We start from the raw sequence: 18000 nt of genomic DNA on the forward strand, positions 1-18000 counted from the left end.
CCCCAGTCGACCCGCTGGTGATAGGGAAGCCCGGTGACGCCGTAGGTGTCGTAGGTGTCCGCGTCGAGGGGGACGCAGACCACCAGCGGAAGATCCTCGGGAAACTGAGCGAGGGCGTCGCGAACCTGGCCGGTCAAAACCTGTTGCGCGGGTGAAGCTTCGGCGTCGGTGTTCAGGGCCATCGGGGCGGTTCTCCGTTGTCGTTCAGTCGCAGTGTGTCGGCGAGTAGTTCGTCTTGGAGGTTCTGGTGGGCGATCAGCGCGGGGGTGGGGGTGATCGTGTAGTACTGATCGGCGTCGAGGCTGATGGCCACGGCTTCGAGGACACAGCGCGCGTGCGCGTGGCCGAGCTCGCTGAGGGCGGCGCGCAGGTCGACGGGGGTGCCGTGCGCCATGCTGGCGGCCAGGCGGACCAGGCGCTCCTGCCCGCTGGTGAGCGAGCCGAGGTTCTCGAGGCGGCCGACGGCCGACCAGTCGCGGATCCACGCCGCCGGGACCTCCCGGCCGTCGATCGTGACGGTGTCGGTCTGGATGTGGGCGTCCTGAACGCCTGCGCGGCCGAGCAGGTCGGTGAAGGCCAAGAGGTGGATCGCGGCGCGCTGGAAACGGGAATCGGCTGCGGCAGCGCCGGTTTCGAGCAGTGTGCGCAGTCGATCGGCGGTGAGGGCGGTGGTCATGGCTCAGCTTTCGGTGTCGGTCTCGTCGGTGGTCAGCAGCTGGGTGGGGGTGACGTCGCGGGCGTGCTCGTAGAGGCGGGCGGCGAGCTGGTCGGCATTCTGCCATCCGGCGGGGATGGTCTGGCGGGCGTCCCAGGTGCGCTCGGGGTCTGTCTCGGCGATGACGGTGAGGGGCACGTGCAGCCCGAGTTCGGCGGCCTTCGCCCGCGCGGCCGCTTCGAACGCGGCGGCGTAGCGCTGGTAGCGCCGCCGCCATCGCTCGCGCAGCGCGGTGAGTTCGGCGTCGCGCTGCGCGTCGAGTCGCTCGGCCTCGGCGGCGTAGGCGTCATCGTCGGTGCCCTCGGGGTAGCGGGCCTCGAGGGCGGTGTAGGCGTCGTCGCGGCGGGTCTCGACCGCGTTGACCTGCTCGAAGTAGTGGTCCTCGGGCTTCAGCAGCGGCCGCCATCGTGTCCACCTCGGTTCGCGGCCGGGCCAGCGGGCCAGCCATTCCTCGGGGCTTCGCCCAGCGGCCTGGGCGCGCTGGGCGATCTCGCGGTCGCGGTCGTCGGGCTCGTAGGGTTCGGGCTCCCCCGCGTCGAGCAGGACGTCCTCGACCGCGAGCGGGATCACCACGGGCTCGGTGCGGTGCGCGACGAGGGTGGATTCGTCCTCCTCGCCGACGGTGCTGTAGAGCATGTCGCGCAGCCGGTCGGCCTCCCAGCCGTCGGGCCGACCGGCCAGCACTGCGGAGACGCTGCCTCGGTTGGCAGCGACTCCGGCCAAGACCTGGGTGAGGAATTCGGCGAAGTCGACCGGGTCGGGCGCGCGGTCCGGTGAGGCGCCGTTGCCGCCAGGGCGGGGGCGCGTCATTCGCGAGACCCGGGTGAGCAGTGTGATCGCCTCGGCGCGTAGGTCTGCCAGGCTCGCCGCCGGTGCGGCGGAGTCGGATCCGGCGTCGGTCATCGTCCCCTCCCTCGTTCGATTGCGTCGGCCACGCCGCGTTGCCGCAAGTCTTCCACCCCGGACCGACGTCGTGGGGCCGGTCGGGCGCACGGGGTCGCGGTTGCGTGCCGTCGGTGCCCGCTCCGGAACTCGCCGCCGGGCCGACGACGTTGTCGGGCCCTTCCGGCTTCGTTGACGGGGGCGAACACGGGAGCGAGCGTCCTTCGACCGTTCCATTGTATCTAAAGTATCGAGAGTATCGGCGGGTTTCCGGCATCCCACATCCAGCCACTGCGGATCCCCGAAAACGGTTGGGGGACAGTGGGTTCGACCGAAGGTGCGCCGAGAAAGTCCTTGACCTTGATCCACCATATCGGGTAATATATTACATAGAAGGAGGCGGGACCGGACACCCCGCCACCTTCGACCCCCACTCGCACATCCCGAAGGGACGGATCTCCCATGCTCGAATTGATGGATTGGTTCTGCGGCGCTGGCGGCTCCACCCAGGGCGCATCGAAGGTGCCCGGCGTCCGCGTCACCCGAGCCGCGAATCATTGGCAGACGGCCATCGAGACCCACGCCACGAACTATCCGCACGCCGATCACTTCCTCGGGGACCTGAGCACCGAGGAGGCCAAGGCACAGATCGTGAAATGGCCTGTGGCCGATATCTTCTGGGCCTCGCCGGAATGCCCCCAGTGGTCCTCGGCGCGCGGCAAGAAGCGCGACTACGACAACACCCTCCAGGGCGATCTGCTCGACCTCCAGCGCGACGAGGAAGCCGACCGCAGCCGGGCGCTGATGGAGGAGGTCCCGATGTATCTGCGCGGGGTGATCGAGCGCGGCGGCCGGGTCCGCGCCGGGGTCGTGGAGAACGTGATCGAGGTCCGCCAGTGGGATCAGTGGACCCGCTGGATCGGCGAGATCCGCGCCTTGGGCTACGGGGTCAAGGTCATCGCCCTGAACTCCAGCCACGCCCAGCCGGTCCGCACCCCAGCGGCCCCGCAGAGCCGGGACCGGCTCTACGTCGCCTACTGGGACCTCAAGCTCGGCCGCGAACCCGACTGGAACAAGTGGCTGCGCCCCCTGGCGTTCTGCCCGTCCTGCGACGAGTGGATCCCCGCCTTGCAGGTGTTCAAGAAGCCCGGTGTCGACATGGGCCGCTACCGCACCCAGTACGTGTACCGCTGCCCGCGCGTGCGCTGCCGCAACGCGGTGGTGGAGCCGCCCGCGCTCCCGGCGGCCGCCGCGATCGACTGGACCCTGCCCGGCACCCGCATCGGTGACCGCGACAAGCCCCTGGCCCCCAAGACCATGGAGCGCATCCGCGTCGGGCTGCGCCGCTACGCCTCGATGGTGCCGATGATGGTCCCCGCCGGAGGAACCTGGCGCACCGAGGCCACCCAGGTGAGCGAGCCCATGGGCAGCCGCACCACCCGCGAGAACGACGGCATCGCGATCCCGGCCCCGTTCCTGGCGTTGCTGCGCTCGGACCGGCCACGCACGATCGGGCTGCACGAGCCCCTGGCCACCATCGTCGCCGACGGCTCCAACCACGGTCTGGTCGTCCCGCCGTCGCTGATGATCCCAATGGAGGGCCGCGACGGCAAGGAAGCCCAACTCGCCACGCTGCCGCTGCGGACCCAGACCACCCGCAACGAGACGGCGGTGGCGTTCCTGCCCTTCGTCGCCGAGCTGCGCGGCGGCGGCTCCGACGCGCGGGCGGTCACCGAGCCGCTGGCCACCGTCACCGCCAGCGGCAACCACCACGGCCTGGTCACCCCGCCCGCCGGGATGTCGGCCGAGGTGTGGAACGCGATGCTGCTGCCCTACTACGGCACCGGCACCGCCCGCCCGGTCGCCGACCCGATGGGCACGGTCAGCACCCGCGACCGTTTCGCCCTGGTCGACACGATCACCGAGCGCGACATCGACGACGTGCGGTTCCGCATGTTGGAGCCGCTCGAGATCCAGACCGCGATGGCGTTCCGCGCGGACTACATCGTGCTCGGCAACAAACGCCAGAAGGTGCGCCAGCTCGGCAACGCCGTCACCCCACCCGCCGCCGAGATCCTGATCTCCGCGCTGGTGGAGGCCATCACCGGCGAAGAACTCGACCGCTACGCCTCGGCGGCGTGATCGCCAGGGAGGGGGCCCGCACCCCGGGCCCCCTCCCTGGGCTTCCCCTCTCGTCCACTCCCGCAACCACTTTCGGAAGGACTCCCCCATGAACGACCTGACCACCGCCGACCGCGAACCGGTCCCGCGCGACCCTCGCGCGCCTCAGACCAGGGTCGCGGTCCGCGCCGTCACCTCCGGGATCGTCGGCGTTGGCGTCGGGCTCGCCCACACCGAGGCGTGGCGGATCATCACGATTCCCAGCGAGGCCCTGGGCTGCTTCGACGCCGAGGCCGACGCGATCACCACCGCGCTCGACGGCCGCGCCTGGGTCGGCGACGTCATCGCACTCGACACCGCGGTCGGCTGCGACGCGCAGATCGTCAGGGCAGGCTGCTCGACCTGGTCGGGCTTCTCCGACCTCTTCGCCGAGCGGCGGCGCGCCGCGCTCGGGCACTGGAACTGCGAGCACACCCTGTTCGGCGGGCGGCCGACGCGAGGCTGGGACACCGAGCTCGACCCGGACGAGCTGCGGGCGCTGGCGGTACTCGAGCAGTGGACCTTCCAGACCGCTGGATACCGCGCGGTCGTCCAGCGCCCGCAGGAGACCCCGAACCTCGTGCGCCTGACCGTGTTTCGCGACGGAGCCGCCCCATTGTGCGAGAACACCGCGTTCGACACCGACGAGGCGGCTCAGGAATCGGCCGTCGCGCGGATCGTCGCCGCCATCACCGCCGACCAGGCGACCCGGTTGCCGACCTACGCCGAACGGGTCGCCGCGCTGCCCCACCCCCTGCCGAACAGCGGCGTCGTGTTCACCGCCCGCATCGCCACCGACGATTCCGCCGAACCGGAGCACGGGCCCGCCCCACGCGCCGACATCACGATCACCGCCGACCGGCAGACCGAGCCGATCGCGACGTACTCGCTGACCGCCAACCCGCTCGACCCCGCCGAGGTCCTGGCCCGGCACGGCTGGCGGATGGTCGGCCCCCACCGCCTCGACACCGACCACTACCTCGTCGTGCGCGTCGACCGCGCCTGAAAAACCCTGACTCCCACCACTTTTCCCGGAAGGGCTACTCCGATGACGATCACGATACTCGACCGCGCCCGCTGGACCGCCGCCGACGAGGCCCGCGCTCGCTGGGGCGTCGCGGCCCGCGCGGCCGGGTCCACCGGCCCCCGGACCGGCGATATCCTCGTGCACCCCGGCGGACACCGCTCCCGTCTGTGGGTCACCGACTACAGTGGCGAATTCTTCGCCTGCGGGGACGACCCCGACTACGGCTTCATCCTCGATCCCGACGGGAGCATCGACTACACCGGCACCCCCGGCATGTACGGCAACAAGCTCATCACCCGCGACAGCCTGACCGGCGGATCCGCCACCGAGACGGCCGCGTTCTGGCTCGACCGCCGCGATGAGGAAATACCGTGTGACGTGCTGACCTTCACCACCCAAGTGCGCGTCTGGCACACCACCGAGACGGTGCCCAGCGTCTACGAGGCGGTCGCCCAGCGCATCTACACCGACGACAGCTTCGACACCAGGATCACCGAGTACGAGGCCCGGATCATCGCCGAGAGCTGGGCCGGGGAGCACTACTGCCCGAACCTGGCCGAATGGGTGAACGGCCGCACCGGCATCGACCGGGCGGTGTTGATCGCCGAGGCCCGCAAGCTCTGGGACGATGTGAGCTTGCACGTGGAGGACTGGCCGCACGCCGGGGAGCCCGAACCCAGCATCGCCGCCGCTGCGGCGCTCGTGGCGTTCCTGGAACGTTCCTAGCCAGGACATGGCTCGGGCGGCCGACGAAGCCTTGGTCTGAGACCACAGCTCGGACACGTCAGGCCGCCCGAAAACGCCCCACTCGCAAAAGAAGGGCATTGCCCAGCCTAGCAAGCGGATCGACCCGATACGACACTTCGACACCCGCCACCGAGAGACGCACCGATGACCTCCACCGAGACACCGGCCGACCATCGTGTTCGGTTTCCCGCCGACGACAATAAGGCCGTGGGAACTTTGATCACGTTGAAGGAGTGGGCCGAACAGCGCGGCCGCAGCTACGGCTCGATCCGCAACAACTGGACCGGCCGCCCCGACTTCCCGCCCCCGAAGAAACCCCGATCACGCACCGGCAAGGGCACCCCCGCCCTGGAGTACGACTCCGACGACCTCGACGCCTTCGCCGCCCGCTGGGAAGAAGCCAACCGCCCCGCTCCCCTGCCCATGCCCGAAGACCCTGACGACTTCCGCACCCTCGGCGCCATCGCCCGCCTGCTCGGCGTCGACGGCAAGACCGTGACCCAGTACCGCGACATCCTCGACCGGGAAGTCGACCACGAGGCCCGCGGTGCCCGCACCTTCTACCACACCCGCGGCGTGATCAACGTGCTCAACCAGAGGCGCGGCATGGGTACGGCCCGCCCACACCTGCGCAAACCCGCCGAGCCCGAGTAGACGCAGCAGCGCGCCGCCCTGCGAGACCAGAGCCCCTCCCCCGGTCGTTTCGGGGCAATGGCACTCGATACGAAATCGGCGATCATCGATGGATGGCGAGAAAGAGAGGGTGGTGATCCCGATGTCGAGATCCAGTACGCGGGCCAGCCGTTCCGGTGGCGGCAAGATGACCCCGAGCCGAGCTGCCGCCATCCAGAGCGCAGCCGCGAAGAACCCCGAAACTGCCACGGCCCGATCCGAATTCGACCGGCGCGCCCAATCCGCGGCCGCGACCAACGCGAACACCGGAGCCGCGAAGAAGTAGGGAATGCGGCGCGCCCTCGACCACGCACGGCGCATTCCCCTAACGCGGTCGGCCCCCTCGGCAGCGCACGGCGCGGTCGAGCCCCGGTTCAGCGTCCGCCCCGGTCGCGCCGTGATTAGAGTGCGTGACTGTGCCCTCGGATCCCGGTTTCGACACCACCGTCGCTCACCCCGCCCGCGTCTACGACTACTGGCTCGGCGGCAAGGACAATTTCGCGGCCGACCGCGAGGCCGCATTGCAGTCAGAACGGGTGCATCCGACGGTGCGGAGCACCGCGCGGGAGAATCGCAACTTCATGTTCCGCGCGGTGCGGTTCGCCGCGCGCAACGGTGTGCGCCAGTTCCTCGACATCGGCACCGGCATCCCGACCGACCCGAATCTGCACACCGCCGTCCAGGAGATCGAGCCGCGCGCCCGGGTGGTCTACGTCGACAACGACCCGCTCGTCCTCACCCACGCGCGGGCGCTGATGATCGGCTCGGAGGAGGGGAAGACCGCCTACATCCAGGCCGATGTGCGTGATCCCGACGCCATCCTGACCGCGCCCGAGCTGCTGGACACCCTCGACCTGTCCCAGCCGGTCGCGCTCTCGCTGATCGCGGTCATGCACTTCGTCGAAGACCAGCACGACCCCTACGGCGTCGTCGCGCGCCTGCTGTCCGCGATCCCGTCGGGCTCGTATCTGATCATGACCCACGCGACGCCGGACTTCGGCCCGGAGATGGCCGCGGTGGAACGGATCTATCACCAGTCCGGGATGCCCGGCCAGATCCGCACCCGCGCCGACGTCGCGCGATTCTTCGACGGCCTCGACTGGGTCGACCCCGGCCTGACGACACCGCATCGCTGGCACCCTCCGGTCGGCCCCTTCGAGGGAATGGACGAGAAAGTGCAGTTCTACGCCGGAGTCGCCCGCAAGCCGTAGCCTCCAGGGCAATCGCCCGCCCGGACCTCCGGTGTTGATGCCCACGGCGCCGGGCTATTGCGCGCCTGGGACGATCCTTTCAGGCATCACGGGACCATTAGTAGCATCGCGAAATGCGTTGCTACTAACGGCTTCTCGACGCTGCTCCCGTGGTGTCGGTGGGTGGTGGGATCATGCGCTGGTGGACGCAGATCACTGTAGTGGCGATGGCGTGGGCGACGCGGAGGACGCGGCGGAGTCGGTGCCGGATCCAGCGGACTTCGCCTACCAGCCGGTGCTGTTGGGGTTCGGGTCCGCGCTGGGCGCGCGGACGGACCTCAAGGCCCGCACGCGCCAGACCTACCTCGAGCGGGTCCGCCAGTACCTGCGGTGGGTGAGCGGGCAGGAGGGTTACCCCGACGCGCTCACCAGCCCGCAAGGATGCGATCGCGCGGTCACCGACTACATCGCCGCGGCGGTCGAGCGCGGCGCCGCCGGGTCGACGATCAACGTCACCAGGTGGGCACTGGAAGCCTTCTACACCTGGCTGGGCCTGCCTCCTCCGGCGCTGGCCCACGCCGACGTCGGGCCGATCGCCCCGCGAACCCTCGACGACCGCGAGCTGCGCAGCCTACTGCGTGAGGCGGCGGCCGCCGGTCCCCGCGCCTACGCCCTGATCGTGCTCGCGCTCGACGACAACGGCCCACGCGAAACCGAGCTCACGAACCTGGACGTGAGCGACCTGGACCTGAACGAGTTCCCCGGCCGCGTCTCGGTGACCGATCCCTCCGGCCAGATCCGCACCCAGCAACTGCAACCGGGTACGAGAGTCGCCCTGGTGGCCTGGCTCGCCCAGCGCGCGAGCCTGCTCGGCGACCGAACCGCCGACACCACCGCGCTGTTCACCACGCTGTCGCCGCCGTACACGCGGATCGCCCCGCGGACCGTCGACGACATCGTGCGTTCGGTCGGGCGCGAGGCCGGTGTGGAGGTCTCACCCGGGATGCTGCGCGCCACCGCCGAGCAACGCCAACTCCGCGCAGGCGTACCGCCGGTCGAGGTCGCGGACCGACTCGGCCAACGCAAATCCAACCCAGCACGGGTCCGCGCACTGCTGGCCGATTCCAGTCGTGGACGTCGGAACCGCTTGGCGCTCAGTAGAACCGAACAGCTCACACTGTTCGGCGACGCCGGAGACGACGCGCCGATCTGAGTACTGGCTACGGACGTGCCATCGACATCACGGCCCCCGCAACGGATCTTCCGATGCCTGACGACACCGCGCTCAGTGCGCGGTCTGGCCTGCGCGCACGTCAGGAGCCAGGCCGTGCCGCGCCGACTTCAGCGAGTTACGGACCCCACTCGAGATGGGGGCCGTCACGCTGGGGGCCGCATCCGCGCTCGATCCTCGTCGCCGCCAGCACCGGTAGAGGGGGCCCACGGCATCCTCGATCCGCTTCACCTCAGCGGGAACCCGCCAGTGATCGATCACGGTGTGGCCCTACCACGATGTGAGAGGGTCTGCCCGAGGTTCGGTGGATGCGACAGCCGCTCCCACGAACATCGGGCGAATGGGGTGTGCCGGAATGGAATTCGTGCTGGCGGCCCCGCCCGAACCCGTCCGCGGGCGGGGAAACGGAGGCGAACGCGTCTAGGGTGCGGGCATGACCGTAGACGAGGCCCTTGCGTCCTGGAAAGTCGCCCACCTCAACGCTATTCGGATCCTGTCTGCGATCCCGCCGCGTGACCGCGACATCCTGGTCCTGGCGATGACCGGCGACTCCGTCGCCGACATCGCGGCCATGTCGGGCTTGTCGCCGATGAGCGTGTACCGGAGTCTGCGGAGGGCCCGACGCGCATGGGTGCGGTGCCTGCTGGCGTGCTGAACAGGTCGTGCTACCGCCCGAAGTCCGCAAGCTGTCGGGCTCGAAAACCCTTGTGGCGGAGGAAATACGAGAACTGTTGCGCGCCCGCGGCCAGGCTCAGCATCGGGAAACGGTGAACGGCATCTGATGCCGGTGGCGGCCGCGTACGATAGGGCTTCGACGCTGCCGCCGTGGTGCGGTGGCGCTATCCCGCCCGCGCTGTGGGTGTGGTCCCCGCGCCAGCGGGGATGCGGTCACCGCCCGCGACGGTCCCGAGAGGGGACTCGGTACGCGGCCGATGATCGAACGCGCGCTGTGGCTGGGCGCGTCTGGCCGGTTCGGCCCTTATCCTTTCCGTCCCGGACGACAGGACCCTTTTATGCAGTTCACCGTGCCCTACAGCGAGTTCCCCGGCACCTCACCCTCGATCTCGCCCGTGCACCGTCGGGCTTTCGACGGTGTGATCGCCGCGGCGGTGACCGGTCTCCAGGGTGACGGCTTCCGCCCCGTCTACACCAGCACTGATCGCCCGCGTGAGGTGGCCCGGCTGATCGGGCACGCGCTGCGGATCGGTCTGCTCACCGGCCCGGCCGAATCGATCCCGCTGTGGGCCTATGGCCGCCCCCCGGGGCTGGGCCTGCTCGACGACGCCGTCGCGGAGGCCCTCGACCAGTGGCGGTCGGGCCCGCGCCGCGCGGTGGGGATGAGCCTGATCAGCGGGCTGCGGGGCAGTGCCAGCGACCCGGCTGCACGGCCGGTGCGGCTGCTGGGGAACTGGTTGATCGGACAGAACCCGCCCGCCGCGGCGGCGGGGATGGCCCAGTGGATCTCGCACCGGCTCCGCTCCCACCGAAACGACCTCGGCCTGGCCTGGTGGCGTATCCACGGCGACCAGCTGATCCCCCTGCTGGGACGCGAGCCCCGGTTGCTCGAGCGCGCGGTGACTCAGCGCTGGGCCGCGGGCGGCACCTCGGTCGATCGGTTGGCCGAGCTGGCCGAGCTGCCACCCGACCAGGTGCAGGGCATTCTGCGCCCGCGGCCGGCGACGGTCTGACAGGGACGAGCCGGGCCGCTGCGGTGCCGGAATGTGCCCATGCCCGGAAGGCTGCGGCCCGCCTGCTGTTTGTCGAATTGTATTGGCCGCCAGGTTATGTCGCGTCGTGCCAGGCTTGGCGGGCGGCATGGTCGTTGGTGTGGAGGGTGTAGTACTCCTCGACGTCGCCTTCGCCGTGGCTGAGGCCGCCGTGCAGGACGTGGACTTGCCAGCGGGTGTGGGTGGCGCCGTCGGCGAGCTGGTAGTCGTGGCGGATGAGTACGCGGGTGGTCGCGTGGGTGCTCGAGGTGCGGTCGGTGTGGTCGTCGATGGTGGTGGCGGTGTGGGTGAGCGCGTCGCGCAACGGATGCCAGGCCGCGCGGTCGGCGAGCAGGGTGTCCGCGCGGCGGGCGCGGGTGAGCAGGGTGAGGGCGTGGACGGCGGCGGGGGTGAGGCTGCGCGGCCGGGCGCGTCTGGGGGTGGAGGTCGGGTTCGGTGCGGTGATCCAGTGGGCGCGGGTGATCTCGCCGGTGTCGGTGAGCGCCCAGCCGGGCTCGGCGTGCACGATGCGGGCGTGGTCGGCGACGACGGTCGCGTCCCAGTGCTCGGGGCGCTGGTCGAGCCAGGCGCGGGCGGCGGCGGGGTCGTCGGTGATCAGCCAGCCGCGGTCGATGCCGGGGCGGCGCGGCTGGATGAGGATGCGGGTGGCGGCGTCGGGCACGGGTGGGGGTGTCGCAGCGAGCAGGGCGTCGATATCGCGATGGCCGGATTGGGTGAGGGCGTGGGCGTGGCGGTAGGTGAGGGCGGCGTCGGCGAGGCGGGCGGCGTCGGCGGGGGCGAAGCGGGTCGCCGGGATCGGGGGGAAGGGCACGTGCCATCCGGCGGCGTCCCATGCGGTGGGGGTGCGGGTCAGCAGCGCGCGGGCGTCGTCGGCGTCGGCGAGGCGGAAGATTCTTACGGGGACCAGCGGGCGGGTGGCGGACCATCCGGCGGCGATGAGCACGGCCGCCGCGTCGGCGGTCACCCCCTGGCGGGCCCAGTGCTCGGGGTCGTACTCGCGGCGCAATTCGTCGACCAGCGCGCGCCGGTCGGGGGTGGAGGGCATCCGCGACAGCAGTCGCGCGCCGCCGTCGACGTCCGGGGTGGACAGCCACAGCGTGCTGGCGTCGGGGTCGAGGTAGAGGATGTCGGCGTGCACGGCGGGCAGCCCGTCCGGTCCGAGGTCGCCGGTGGGGACCGGCGCCAGTTCGAGGGCGCGGCGCGCGGCCGGGTCGCCGTCGGCGGCCGGTTCCCGGTCGGGGGCCTGGTGGACCAGGGTGCGGAGTCGCTGCCGCAATTCGGCGCGGCGGTGGTGGGTGGCGTCCTCGGCCGCGGCGCGTTCGTCGTCGGCGATCTCCTCGGGCGTGGGGGTGACCGGCACGCCGGTCAGGCGCAGGATCCAGCCCGGCTGGGGTTCGCCGTCGGGGGCGAGGGTGTCGCGGTCGAGGTCGTCGGCGCTGATGTAGGTCACCTCCCGGTCGAGCACGACGTAGCGGCCGCGGCCGGGCGTCAGCACGACCTGGCCCACCCGGGGACCGGCGTGGTCGAGCACGAAGCGGGGGGTGTCGGCGGCGAGGGGCAGGCGCTCGTGGAGGGTGCGGACGGTGCCGTCGATCACGGTGCGGCCGTGCACGACATCGCCGGGGGCGAGACCGGTCATCGGCGAGATTCCTTTCCGTCGGGGGCGGCGCACCGGGAAACCGGTGCGCCGCAAGCAATTCGAGGCGATTCGGACGAGAACGACGCCGAGAGCACGGCCCGGCGGCGGCACCCCGCAACGGCGGGAAGCGGTGCAGGGCGACTGATGCCACGGGTCGTCCCCGCGCGTGCGGGGAGCGTGCGGTTGGGTGAGCCGCTCCGGCTCGATCTCGAGGCCAACCCCGGTGGTCGGGGAGCCCGCGATCGCGGGCAGCCTGAGTGCCTCGGCCGAGGGGGGCGAGGCATCCCCGCGCGTGCGGGGAGCAGGGTCTCACTGTAGCGCGGGGCGGTCGGGGAATCGGCGCGAAACCACGCCCTGCGTCACGGGGCGGGGAGTTCGCGGGGTAGGCCGTAGCTTTCGCGCAAGGCGCGATACCCCCTTTCGCGCAGTTTCCGGGCCAGGCCCGCGCGTTCGGCGTCGATCTGTCTTTGGGCGCGGGCGACCGCTTCCTCCCGGGTCTTATACGCCAAGCCCTTCAGCTGCGTGGTGCGCGGCTGCCCGTCGAGGTCCCATTTGACGACCGGCACATAGGGGTAGGCCGGGTTGCGGCCGCGTTTGGCCGCGGCGGCCGCGCCGAAATCGACGTGCGCGACCACATGGTCCACCCGCTCGTCGAACGACTGTGCCTCTGTCGCGACCCCGTCCCCGTCCTGCCGTCCTGCGCGGTTCGGCTCGGGAGGACGCGTCTCGGCGTCGGCGTCGGCCACGGGTCGGCCGAGGGCGTGGGCGGCGCGTTCGGCGGCCCATCGGGCGTCGCGAGGGCAGATCACCGACCAGACGACGGGCTGTCGCGGCTCCCGTCGCGGGCCGGTCCCGGAGAAGCTGATGAGCACCCGCTCCGCCTGGGAGCCGTCGGCGGAGTAGACCCGCACCACCCAGCTCGGGGCGGCGTCGGCGAGGGTGTCGGTTTCGCCGAGAACCGCTTCGAGCTGCTCGAGCGTGGCCTCGAACTCGAGGACGCGACCACAGCAGGTCGGCCCCTCCAGGCAGCGAGGCGACTCGCTGAAGGTGCCGTCGGCATTCATGGTGGACATCGGAATTCCTTCACGATCTCGTGGTGGTCCGCCCGCCGGTCGAGCCGACGGGCGGGCGGTGCGGGGCTAGTTCGCGGAGCGGAGGTTGTCGGGCTCCTCCCAGTGCTCGTACGACCCCCAGTCGACCGGGACGAGCCCTTCGGTCGGGGTGAGCGGGCTGTCCGGGGTGCCGTCGAAGTCGTCGCGGAGCGTTCGGTGCAGCCCGCCGACGGACGCCGATGTCGCGAGGACGACACCGACCGTCTCGGGGTGGGTGTCGGCCACGTGGACGACTCGATCACCGGGGTGGAACGGCATGACGCTTCCCCTCTCGTGCTTCGGCGGGCCGGGTTGGGTCATCGGGAATCTCCTTGCGGGACTTGGTAATACACCAAACCTTACAACGCTGACGTTTGGAAGTCAACGCCAGCGTTGTAAGGGTGCGTGGTGATCGAGTACCTGTCCCTCGAGGAGTTCGCCGAGCGCGTCGGCAAGAGCTCCAGCACGATGCGCGGGTACCCGCACACCGACGAGAAGCGCCGCGAGTGGCTCCTGCTGTCCGAACCCGACGCCGTGACAGGGAAGACGCTAGGGATCAACACCGCGCGGGCGCGCAAGGTGGAAGTTGCTGCGGGTGTGGCCTCGATCGTCACGAAAAGACTGGCTTCAGCGTCTTCGACCACGAGACTTCGAGTATCGCGCGCCCCTTCGAGCCGTACCCGCCGAGCCTCAACATCCCCTGGGGGGTGACGGCGTAGAGCGCCTTCCACTCGTGGGCGAAGTCGAGAAGGTACTTCGAGATGGGGTGATCCTCGGCAAACGGGCCGTTCATCTCCTGCTCGGTGACCTGGCACAACAGCTCACGATCCCAATCCAGAATCGCAACGAGTCCGTGCGCAGGGGATTCGACGGAGCAGTCGGCGTGGTGCGTGGCGATGGCGCGTTCTGCCGCGTCGCGGGCGTCGGTCTCGTCGTCCTCGTCGCCGTCGGCCACGGTCGTGTCGGTATCGGTGTCATTGACGTGCCAGCCGTAGCCGGTGGCGGTCCGGCGCACCTCGGCGAGGTACGTGCCGATGGCGAGTTCGGCAATGTGGGCGTCGATGTCATTCCATTCGGCGGTGTAGGTGAGCCGCATTCTCGAATCTCCTTGCGGGGCTTGGCGATACACCAACTTTAAAACGTAGACGTTGGTAGGTCAACATTAGAATTGTAAAGTTGCGGGGGTGATCGAGTACCTGTCCCTCGAGGAGTTCGCCGAACGCGTCGGCAAGAGCTTCAGCACCATGCGCGGGTACCTGCGCAGCGATGAGCAGCGCCGCGCGTGGCACTTGCTGCCCGAACCCGACGCGGTGACGGGGAAGACGGGGCCTCGGCCGCGGTACGGCTGGCTGCCCGAGACCTGCGACGGCTGGGTGCGGGTCGGACAGGGCACGCGCACCGACCTGCGCGCCGATCGCCCACCGACACCCGACGGGTCAACGCCGAGCACGACCGCTTCGACCACGACTATTCCGGGACCTCGATGAGCGGGCGACGCTCCCCCGGGGACTACGGGATGCGACACCGGCGGCGACGGGGCGCGGCGGCGGATGGTCGGCCCGAATGGTACGATTTTCGTTGCGCCAGAGGCGATTTCAGTGGCCCATCCGGTCGACCCGAGTCTATAGTGGGGCCATGCGCACGGCTGCCCCGCACATCGCTGTCATCGACCGGCTGACCGAGACCACGATGTCCGGCCTTCAGCCCGTCCATGACGCGACCGATACGGACAAGGTGCGGGCCCTGGCCGAGGACATGCGCGAGAACGGGTGGCGGGGCGCACCGCTGGTCGCCGAAGGGGAGCAGTGCCTCACCGGATCGCATCGCCTCGAAGCCGTGCGCAGCCTCAGCCGGGAAGGTGTCGATATCCCGATTCCCCGCATCCAGGTCGACGACCTGTGCGAGGCGTTCGGCGCGGACTGGCAGGCGCTCAAGGACGAATACGACTTGCAGCAGGGCTGGGGTGTCGTGGAGGCCGGTCGCCATCTCGATGAAGTCCTTCCCCCCGAGGTCATGGAATACCTCGGCCTGGACCTGCACTGACAGCGGGCAAACGGCGGCTGAAAGCCCAGCATCCCGAATCGTCCACGCACAGAACAGGAATAACCACCGATGACAGTGTTGGCCGCCCTCGCCGCTCGCGGCCGGGCCACTCGCGGTGAGGTTCCCCGCTTCTACCGGAAGCGACAGTTTCCGTTCTCCCTCGACCTGAACCTCGACGGCACCGTGGCGTCGTTCGGGAAAACCCCGACCGACCACGAGCAGACGGACGCGCCCGCGCTCAAACGCACCAGCAGTGTCTCGCCGATCCTCGGCGGCGACGACGTGCAATACCTGTTCGGTGGAGGCGGGCGCGCGGAGGCTCTGCGCGCGGCGTCGCTGTCCATGGCCCGCCGCTGGCGCGCGTTCGCGCCGAACGATCCGGTCGCGGCGGCGGTCGCCGCCTTCTTCGAGTCCGACATCGACGCGGCGGTGGTGGACTCCGCGGTGGCACCGAAACATCAGGTGCGGGTCACGGTCGGCGGTCGGCCGGTATGGGAGTCCCCGACCGCCGCCGCGTTCTGGGCTTCGGAGGTCGCCGACCGCAAAGGCGCGGGCGTGGACGGGTTCTGCATGGTGTGCGCGCGCACCGGCGTGGCCTTGACCGGTTCGATGCCCGACGGGGTGAGCCCTGGCCTGATTCCCGGTGCCACGAACTCGGTCACCGTCGTCCAGATCGACGACCCCGCGGCGTCCCCGATCTGCCTGGAATGCGCCGACGATATGACCGTCGGCCTGCAAGCGGTGTTGTGGCGCGAGGGCGGCACGATCTGCGCGCCGGGCTCGGATTCGCGGATCGCCTGGTGGATCACCGACACCCGCGGCGAGGTGGTGGATCCGATGCGGGCGCTGTCGGGCGATCTCGACGAGGCCGAGCGGGACGATCTGCTGCGCCCACACCACCCCGTGGGGCGCTTCCACGCGCTGACCGTGTCGGCCACCAAGTCGCGGCTGATGATTCGCGACTGGATCGACACCGACCTGGCCTCCGTCCGCGCGAGCATCGCGCGCTGGCTGCGCGACGCCGACACAGCGTGGCGCCATCCGGAGTACGAGTTCCGGCCCTTCGCGGTGACGACTCTCGTTGCCGCGCACGGGCACTGGGACCGCCACCAGCGCCGGTACCGGGAACAGCCCCCGGCCCCGGCCTACACTCAGCGCCAGCTGCTGCACGCCATCCTGCACGACGCCCCCATCCCGGCCACCCTCACCGCGCACCTGATCAAACGCATCAAGGCCGACGGAATGTCCGGCGGCGCACGCCTGGCCCTCATCCAGGCCGCGACCGCACGGACCCCGGCGAGGGCGTGAAAGCCCGCAACCCGCTGTACATCACAGACGCGCGGAACCCGATCAACGCGACGCACTCGGGGAATTGCGGCACGAATCGTGCTGCGGCGCAGTGTAGTTCAGGTGTCAGGGGTTGGTGCGCGCCCGTTTGGCGTGGCGGCAGGCTCGGCAGTGCCCGCGGTGGAACCGCGCCCCTGCGGCTGTCCCGCACCACTGCCCCGCGGGGCAGGTCTCGGCGAGCGCCTTTTCCAGCCGGTCGCCGAAGCGGGGATCCCACAGGGTGCGCTTGAACACTGCCTGGAAGCTGAGCCCGATCTCGCTGGCCGCCTCGGCCACCGTGCGGCCGCGACGAATCAGCTCGAGCAGACGAGCTTGATCGTCGGGGGTGAAGCGGGTGGCGGCGCGTTGGCGGCGCCATCGCCTCGATGCCGCGGCATGCCCGCGGCGCGCCTCCGCGTCGCGGGCACCTTGAGCGTGATACCGGGAATTCGGGTTCAGCAGGCGACGGGACATAAGCGGTCGGCTCCTCTCGCAAAGGGGGGATCGGCATCGCCGGTAGGGAGCCCGGAGGACCAAGACCAGGCATGGCCGCCGCCGGGCGGTCGCCCCGACCACCACAAGGGGATCGAGCGCAACCCTCCCCGCGTCTGCGGGGCACATGCTCCCGCCAGCATAACCACTCCGGGGTCAAGATCGAACAGTCGCAACGGATCCACGTTGAACGTGGTCCTGCACAGAAGGTTCACACGCACCGCCGCGAATTTCACAGCCGCGGCCCTACATTCGATCTCCACATCCGCGCTCGCGCCCGGTGGTCACAACGACGATGGCGACAGTTGCATGACCAGCGCGTGGTGCCGACAGATGCGACACGGCTCCACCAGAATCCGTTGGCGCGCCGCCGTTTTCAGCGTGAGAGTGTGCATACGCTGCGGCCCCTGCATGTCGGCGCTGGCACGCAGCAGTCCTACGCGGTGTCTCCGTCGTCCAGGTCGACCTCGCCGCCACCGCCGAGCAACTGATCCGGGCGGGCGAAGGTCTCGGCCAGATAGCTCGCGACCTGGTCGCCGTCGACCGCACGCTCATTGGTACGTGTGAAGAGTCGGCTGCGCGCGGCCGCCATGGCCTTGCGGCACTCGGCCTGACTGCCGCACACACGCTGACCACGGTCGGCTACGAAGCAGAGCACACCTCTTGCGGTCAATTCGCGCCCGTACGCCTCGCAGTCCCACATGCCGCCACTCTATGTCCCACCGGCGTGGCACCAATCCGAATCGAACCTCGGCCTCGGGCACGCAGGGCCACATCAGCAAACCGCCGCGTGTCGGCGCGGTCGTCGGGGCCCAATGCGCTCGGTAGCTGCCAGTCGACGGCCTCGATCACCGTGCGGATCGACGAAGTTCGAAGGACCGGGCGCGCAGCCCCGTGCCCGATTCCGTGGTGACGCGGAACTGGGTGTGCGGAGGGCGTACTGCAACGTTTCCGCGCCGTACCGCGAGCTAGTGGAGTTGGACGAGCTCGGCGGCGGCCCGCGCCGAGGCCGGGTGGTGTCCGCGCGCCGGGTGTGACATCCCGGCGATCGAGGTCAC

At 70.3% G+C, this 18000-nt stretch carries 20 protein-coding genes; 11 read left to right on the forward strand and 9 right to left on the reverse strand.

Annotation, left to right across the window (positions count from 1 at the left end; all coding sequences use genetic code 11):
• The 3 genes from ACWDSJ_RS27670 to ACWDSJ_RS27680 form a co-directional block, all read right to left on the reverse strand.
• The coding region (locus tag ACWDSJ_RS27670) for a hypothetical protein (RefSeq protein WP_450035303.1) at nt 1–182 on the reverse strand (182 nt) is incomplete at its 3' end.
• Nucleotides 173–676 (reverse strand): hypothetical protein, encoded by a 504-nt coding sequence (locus tag ACWDSJ_RS27675; RefSeq protein WP_450035304.1) that lies wholly within the window; start codon nt 674–676, stop codon nt 173–175. The genes ACWDSJ_RS27670 and ACWDSJ_RS27675, both read right to left, overlap by 10 nt.
• A gap of 3 nt (nt 677–679) precedes the next feature.
• Nucleotides 680–1618, reverse strand: a complete 939-nt coding sequence (locus ACWDSJ_RS27680; RefSeq protein ID WP_450035306.1) for a hypothetical protein — start codon at nt 1616–1618, stop codon at nt 680–682.
• Nucleotides 1619–2059: 441 nt separating this feature from the next.
• Here ACWDSJ_RS27680 and ACWDSJ_RS27685 point away from each other — a divergent pair, with 441 nt between their 5' ends.
• From ACWDSJ_RS27685 to ACWDSJ_RS27720, 8 genes are all read left to right on the forward strand, one after another.
• Nucleotides 2060–3739 (forward strand): DNA cytosine methyltransferase, encoded by a 1680-nt coding sequence (locus ACWDSJ_RS27685; protein WP_450035307.1) that lies wholly within the window; start codon nt 2060–2062, stop codon nt 3737–3739.
• Nucleotides 3740–3827: 88 nt separating this feature from the next.
• Nucleotides 3828–4763, forward strand: a complete 936-nt coding sequence (locus ACWDSJ_RS27690) for a hypothetical protein (protein ID WP_450035309.1) — start codon at nt 3828–3830, stop codon at nt 4761–4763.
• Nucleotides 4764–4805: 42 nt separating this feature from the next.
• Nucleotides 4806–5510 carry a hypothetical protein gene (locus ACWDSJ_RS27695; RefSeq protein ID WP_450035310.1) on the forward strand — a complete coding sequence of 235 codons (705 nt, stop codon included), beginning with the start codon at nt 4806–4808 and terminating at the stop codon, nt 5508–5510.
• A gap of 228 nt (nt 5511–5738) precedes the next feature.
• Complete coding sequence (locus ACWDSJ_RS27700; protein ID WP_450035312.1) at nt 5739–6185, forward strand: hypothetical protein; 447 nt, start codon at nt 5739–5741, stop codon at nt 6183–6185.
• 434 nt (nt 6186–6619) lie between these two features.
• The gene (locus ACWDSJ_RS27705; RefSeq protein WP_450035314.1) at nt 6620–7414 is read left to right on the forward strand and encodes an SAM-dependent methyltransferase; all 795 of its coding nucleotides are present in this window, start codon (nt 6620–6622) and stop codon (nt 7412–7414) included.
• A gap of 181 nt (nt 7415–7595) precedes the next feature.
• Complete coding sequence (locus ACWDSJ_RS27710) at nt 7596–8606, forward strand: tyrosine-type recombinase/integrase (RefSeq protein ID WP_450035315.1); 1011 nt, start codon at nt 7596–7598, stop codon at nt 8604–8606.
• A 451-nt stretch (nt 8607–9057) separates the two neighbouring features.
• A complete protein-coding gene (locus tag ACWDSJ_RS27715) occupies nt 9058–9279 on the forward strand; it encodes a sigma factor-like helix-turn-helix DNA-binding protein (protein WP_450035317.1) in 222 nt (73 codons plus the stop codon).
• A gap of 358 nt (nt 9280–9637) precedes the next feature.
• Nucleotides 9638–10312, forward strand: a complete 675-nt coding sequence (locus ACWDSJ_RS27720) for a hypothetical protein (RefSeq protein ID WP_450035318.1) — start codon at nt 9638–9640, stop codon at nt 10310–10312.
• 94 nt (nt 10313–10406) lie between these two features.
• Here ACWDSJ_RS27720 and ACWDSJ_RS27725 read toward each other — a convergent pair whose 3' ends face one another.
• The 4 genes from ACWDSJ_RS27725 to ACWDSJ_RS27740 all read right to left on the reverse strand — a co-directional run bounded on the left by ACWDSJ_RS27725 (nt 10407) and on the right by ACWDSJ_RS27740 (nt 14177).
• Nucleotides 10407–11990 (reverse strand): hypothetical protein, encoded by a 1584-nt coding sequence (locus tag ACWDSJ_RS27725; protein ID WP_450035320.1) that lies wholly within the window; start codon nt 11988–11990, stop codon nt 10407–10409.
• A 359-nt stretch (nt 11991–12349) separates the two neighbouring features.
• Nucleotides 12350–13063, reverse strand: a complete 714-nt coding sequence (locus ACWDSJ_RS27730; RefSeq protein ID WP_450035322.1) for a hypothetical protein — start codon at nt 13061–13063, stop codon at nt 12350–12352.
• 66 nt (nt 13064–13129) lie between these two features.
• A complete protein-coding gene (locus tag ACWDSJ_RS27735; RefSeq protein WP_450035324.1) occupies nt 13130–13402 on the reverse strand; it encodes a hypothetical protein in 273 nt (90 codons plus the stop codon).
• A gap of 289 nt (nt 13403–13691) precedes the next feature.
• Nucleotides 13692–14177, reverse strand: coding sequence for a hypothetical protein (locus tag ACWDSJ_RS27740; RefSeq protein ID WP_450035326.1), 486 nt, complete (start codon nt 14175–14177; stop codon nt 13692–13694).
• An 88-nt stretch (nt 14178–14265) separates the two neighbouring features.
• Between ACWDSJ_RS27740 and ACWDSJ_RS27745 the strand changes: the two genes are divergently transcribed.
• The 3 genes from ACWDSJ_RS27745 (at nt 14266) to ACWDSJ_RS27755 (ending at nt 16432) form a co-directional block, all read left to right on the forward strand.
• A complete protein-coding gene (locus tag ACWDSJ_RS27745; RefSeq protein WP_450035327.1) occupies nt 14266–14568 on the forward strand; it encodes a hypothetical protein in 303 nt (100 codons plus the stop codon).
• A 148-nt stretch (nt 14569–14716) separates the two neighbouring features.
• On the forward strand, nt 14717–15124 hold the full coding sequence (locus ACWDSJ_RS27750) for a hypothetical protein (protein WP_450035329.1): 408 nt from the start codon (nt 14717–14719) through the stop codon (nt 15122–15124).
• A 69-nt stretch (nt 15125–15193) separates the two neighbouring features.
• A complete protein-coding gene (locus ACWDSJ_RS27755; protein ID WP_450035330.1) occupies nt 15194–16432 on the forward strand; it encodes a type I-C CRISPR-associated protein Cas8c/Csd1 in 1239 nt (412 codons plus the stop codon).
• Nucleotides 16433–16537: 105 nt separating this feature from the next.
• Here the strand turns inward: ACWDSJ_RS27755 and ACWDSJ_RS27760 are convergent, their stop codons facing one another.
• Nucleotides 16538–16924 carry a hypothetical protein gene (locus ACWDSJ_RS27760; protein ID WP_450035331.1) on the reverse strand — a complete coding sequence of 129 codons (387 nt, stop codon included), beginning with the start codon at nt 16922–16924 and terminating at the stop codon, nt 16538–16540.
• 454 nt (nt 16925–17378) lie between these two features.
• The gene (locus tag ACWDSJ_RS27765; RefSeq protein WP_450035333.1) at nt 17379–17645 is read right to left on the reverse strand and encodes a hypothetical protein; all 267 of its coding nucleotides are present in this window, start codon (nt 17643–17645) and stop codon (nt 17379–17381) included.
• Between the last annotated feature and the right edge of the window lie 355 nt (nt 17646–18000).

This window comes from Nocardia sp. NPDC003482 (assembly GCF_053588115.1).

What these genes read in the sequence shown, in the direction of transcription:
- ACWDSJ_RS27735 (WP_450035324.1), bottom strand. Translation starts at nt 13,402, where the DNA reads ATGACCCAACCCGGCCCGCCGAAGCACGAGAGGGGAAGCGTCATGCCG.
- ACWDSJ_RS27680 (WP_450035306.1), bottom strand. Translation starts at nt 1,618, where the DNA reads ATGACCGACGCCGGATCCGACTCCGCCGCACCGGCGGCGAGCCTGGCA.
- ACWDSJ_RS27740 (WP_450035326.1), bottom strand. Translation starts at nt 14,177, where the DNA reads ATGCGGCTCACCTACACCGCCGAATGGAATGACATCGACGCCCACATT.
- ACWDSJ_RS27750 (WP_450035329.1), top strand. Translation starts at nt 14,717, where the DNA reads ATGCGCACGGCTGCCCCGCACATCGCTGTCATCGACCGGCTGACCGAG.
- ACWDSJ_RS27695 (WP_450035310.1), top strand. Translation starts at nt 4,806, where the DNA reads ATGACGATCACGATACTCGACCGCGCCCGCTGGACCGCCGCCGACGAG.
- ACWDSJ_RS27715 (WP_450035317.1), top strand. Translation starts at nt 9,058, where the DNA reads ATGACCGTAGACGAGGCCCTTGCGTCCTGGAAAGTCGCCCACCTCAAC.
- ACWDSJ_RS27730 (WP_450035322.1), bottom strand. Translation starts at nt 13,063, where the DNA reads ATGTCCACCATGAATGCCGACGGCACCTTCAGCGAGTCGCCTCGCTGC.
- ACWDSJ_RS27725 (WP_450035320.1), bottom strand. Translation starts at nt 11,990, where the DNA reads ATGACCGGTCTCGCCCCCGGCGATGTCGTGCACGGCCGCACCGTGATC.
- ACWDSJ_RS27675 (WP_450035304.1), bottom strand. Translation starts at nt 676, where the DNA reads ATGACCACCGCCCTCACCGCCGATCGACTGCGCACACTGCTCGAAACC.
- ACWDSJ_RS27755 (WP_450035330.1), top strand. Translation starts at nt 15,194, where the DNA reads ATGACAGTGTTGGCCGCCCTCGCCGCTCGCGGCCGGGCCACTCGCGGT.
- ACWDSJ_RS27720 (WP_450035318.1), top strand. Translation starts at nt 9,638, where the DNA reads ATGCAGTTCACCGTGCCCTACAGCGAGTTCCCCGGCACCTCACCCTCG.
- ACWDSJ_RS27685 (WP_450035307.1), top strand. Translation starts at nt 2,060, where the DNA reads ATGCTCGAATTGATGGATTGGTTCTGCGGCGCTGGCGGCTCCACCCAG.
- ACWDSJ_RS27760 (WP_450035331.1), bottom strand. Translation starts at nt 16,924, where the DNA reads ATGTCCCGTCGCCTGCTGAACCCGAATTCCCGGTATCACGCTCAAGGT.
- ACWDSJ_RS27765 (WP_450035333.1), bottom strand. Translation starts at nt 17,645, where the DNA reads ATGTGGGACTGCGAGGCGTACGGGCGCGAATTGACCGCAAGAGGTGTG.
- ACWDSJ_RS27690 (WP_450035309.1), top strand. Translation starts at nt 3,828, where the DNA reads ATGAACGACCTGACCACCGCCGACCGCGAACCGGTCCCGCGCGACCCT.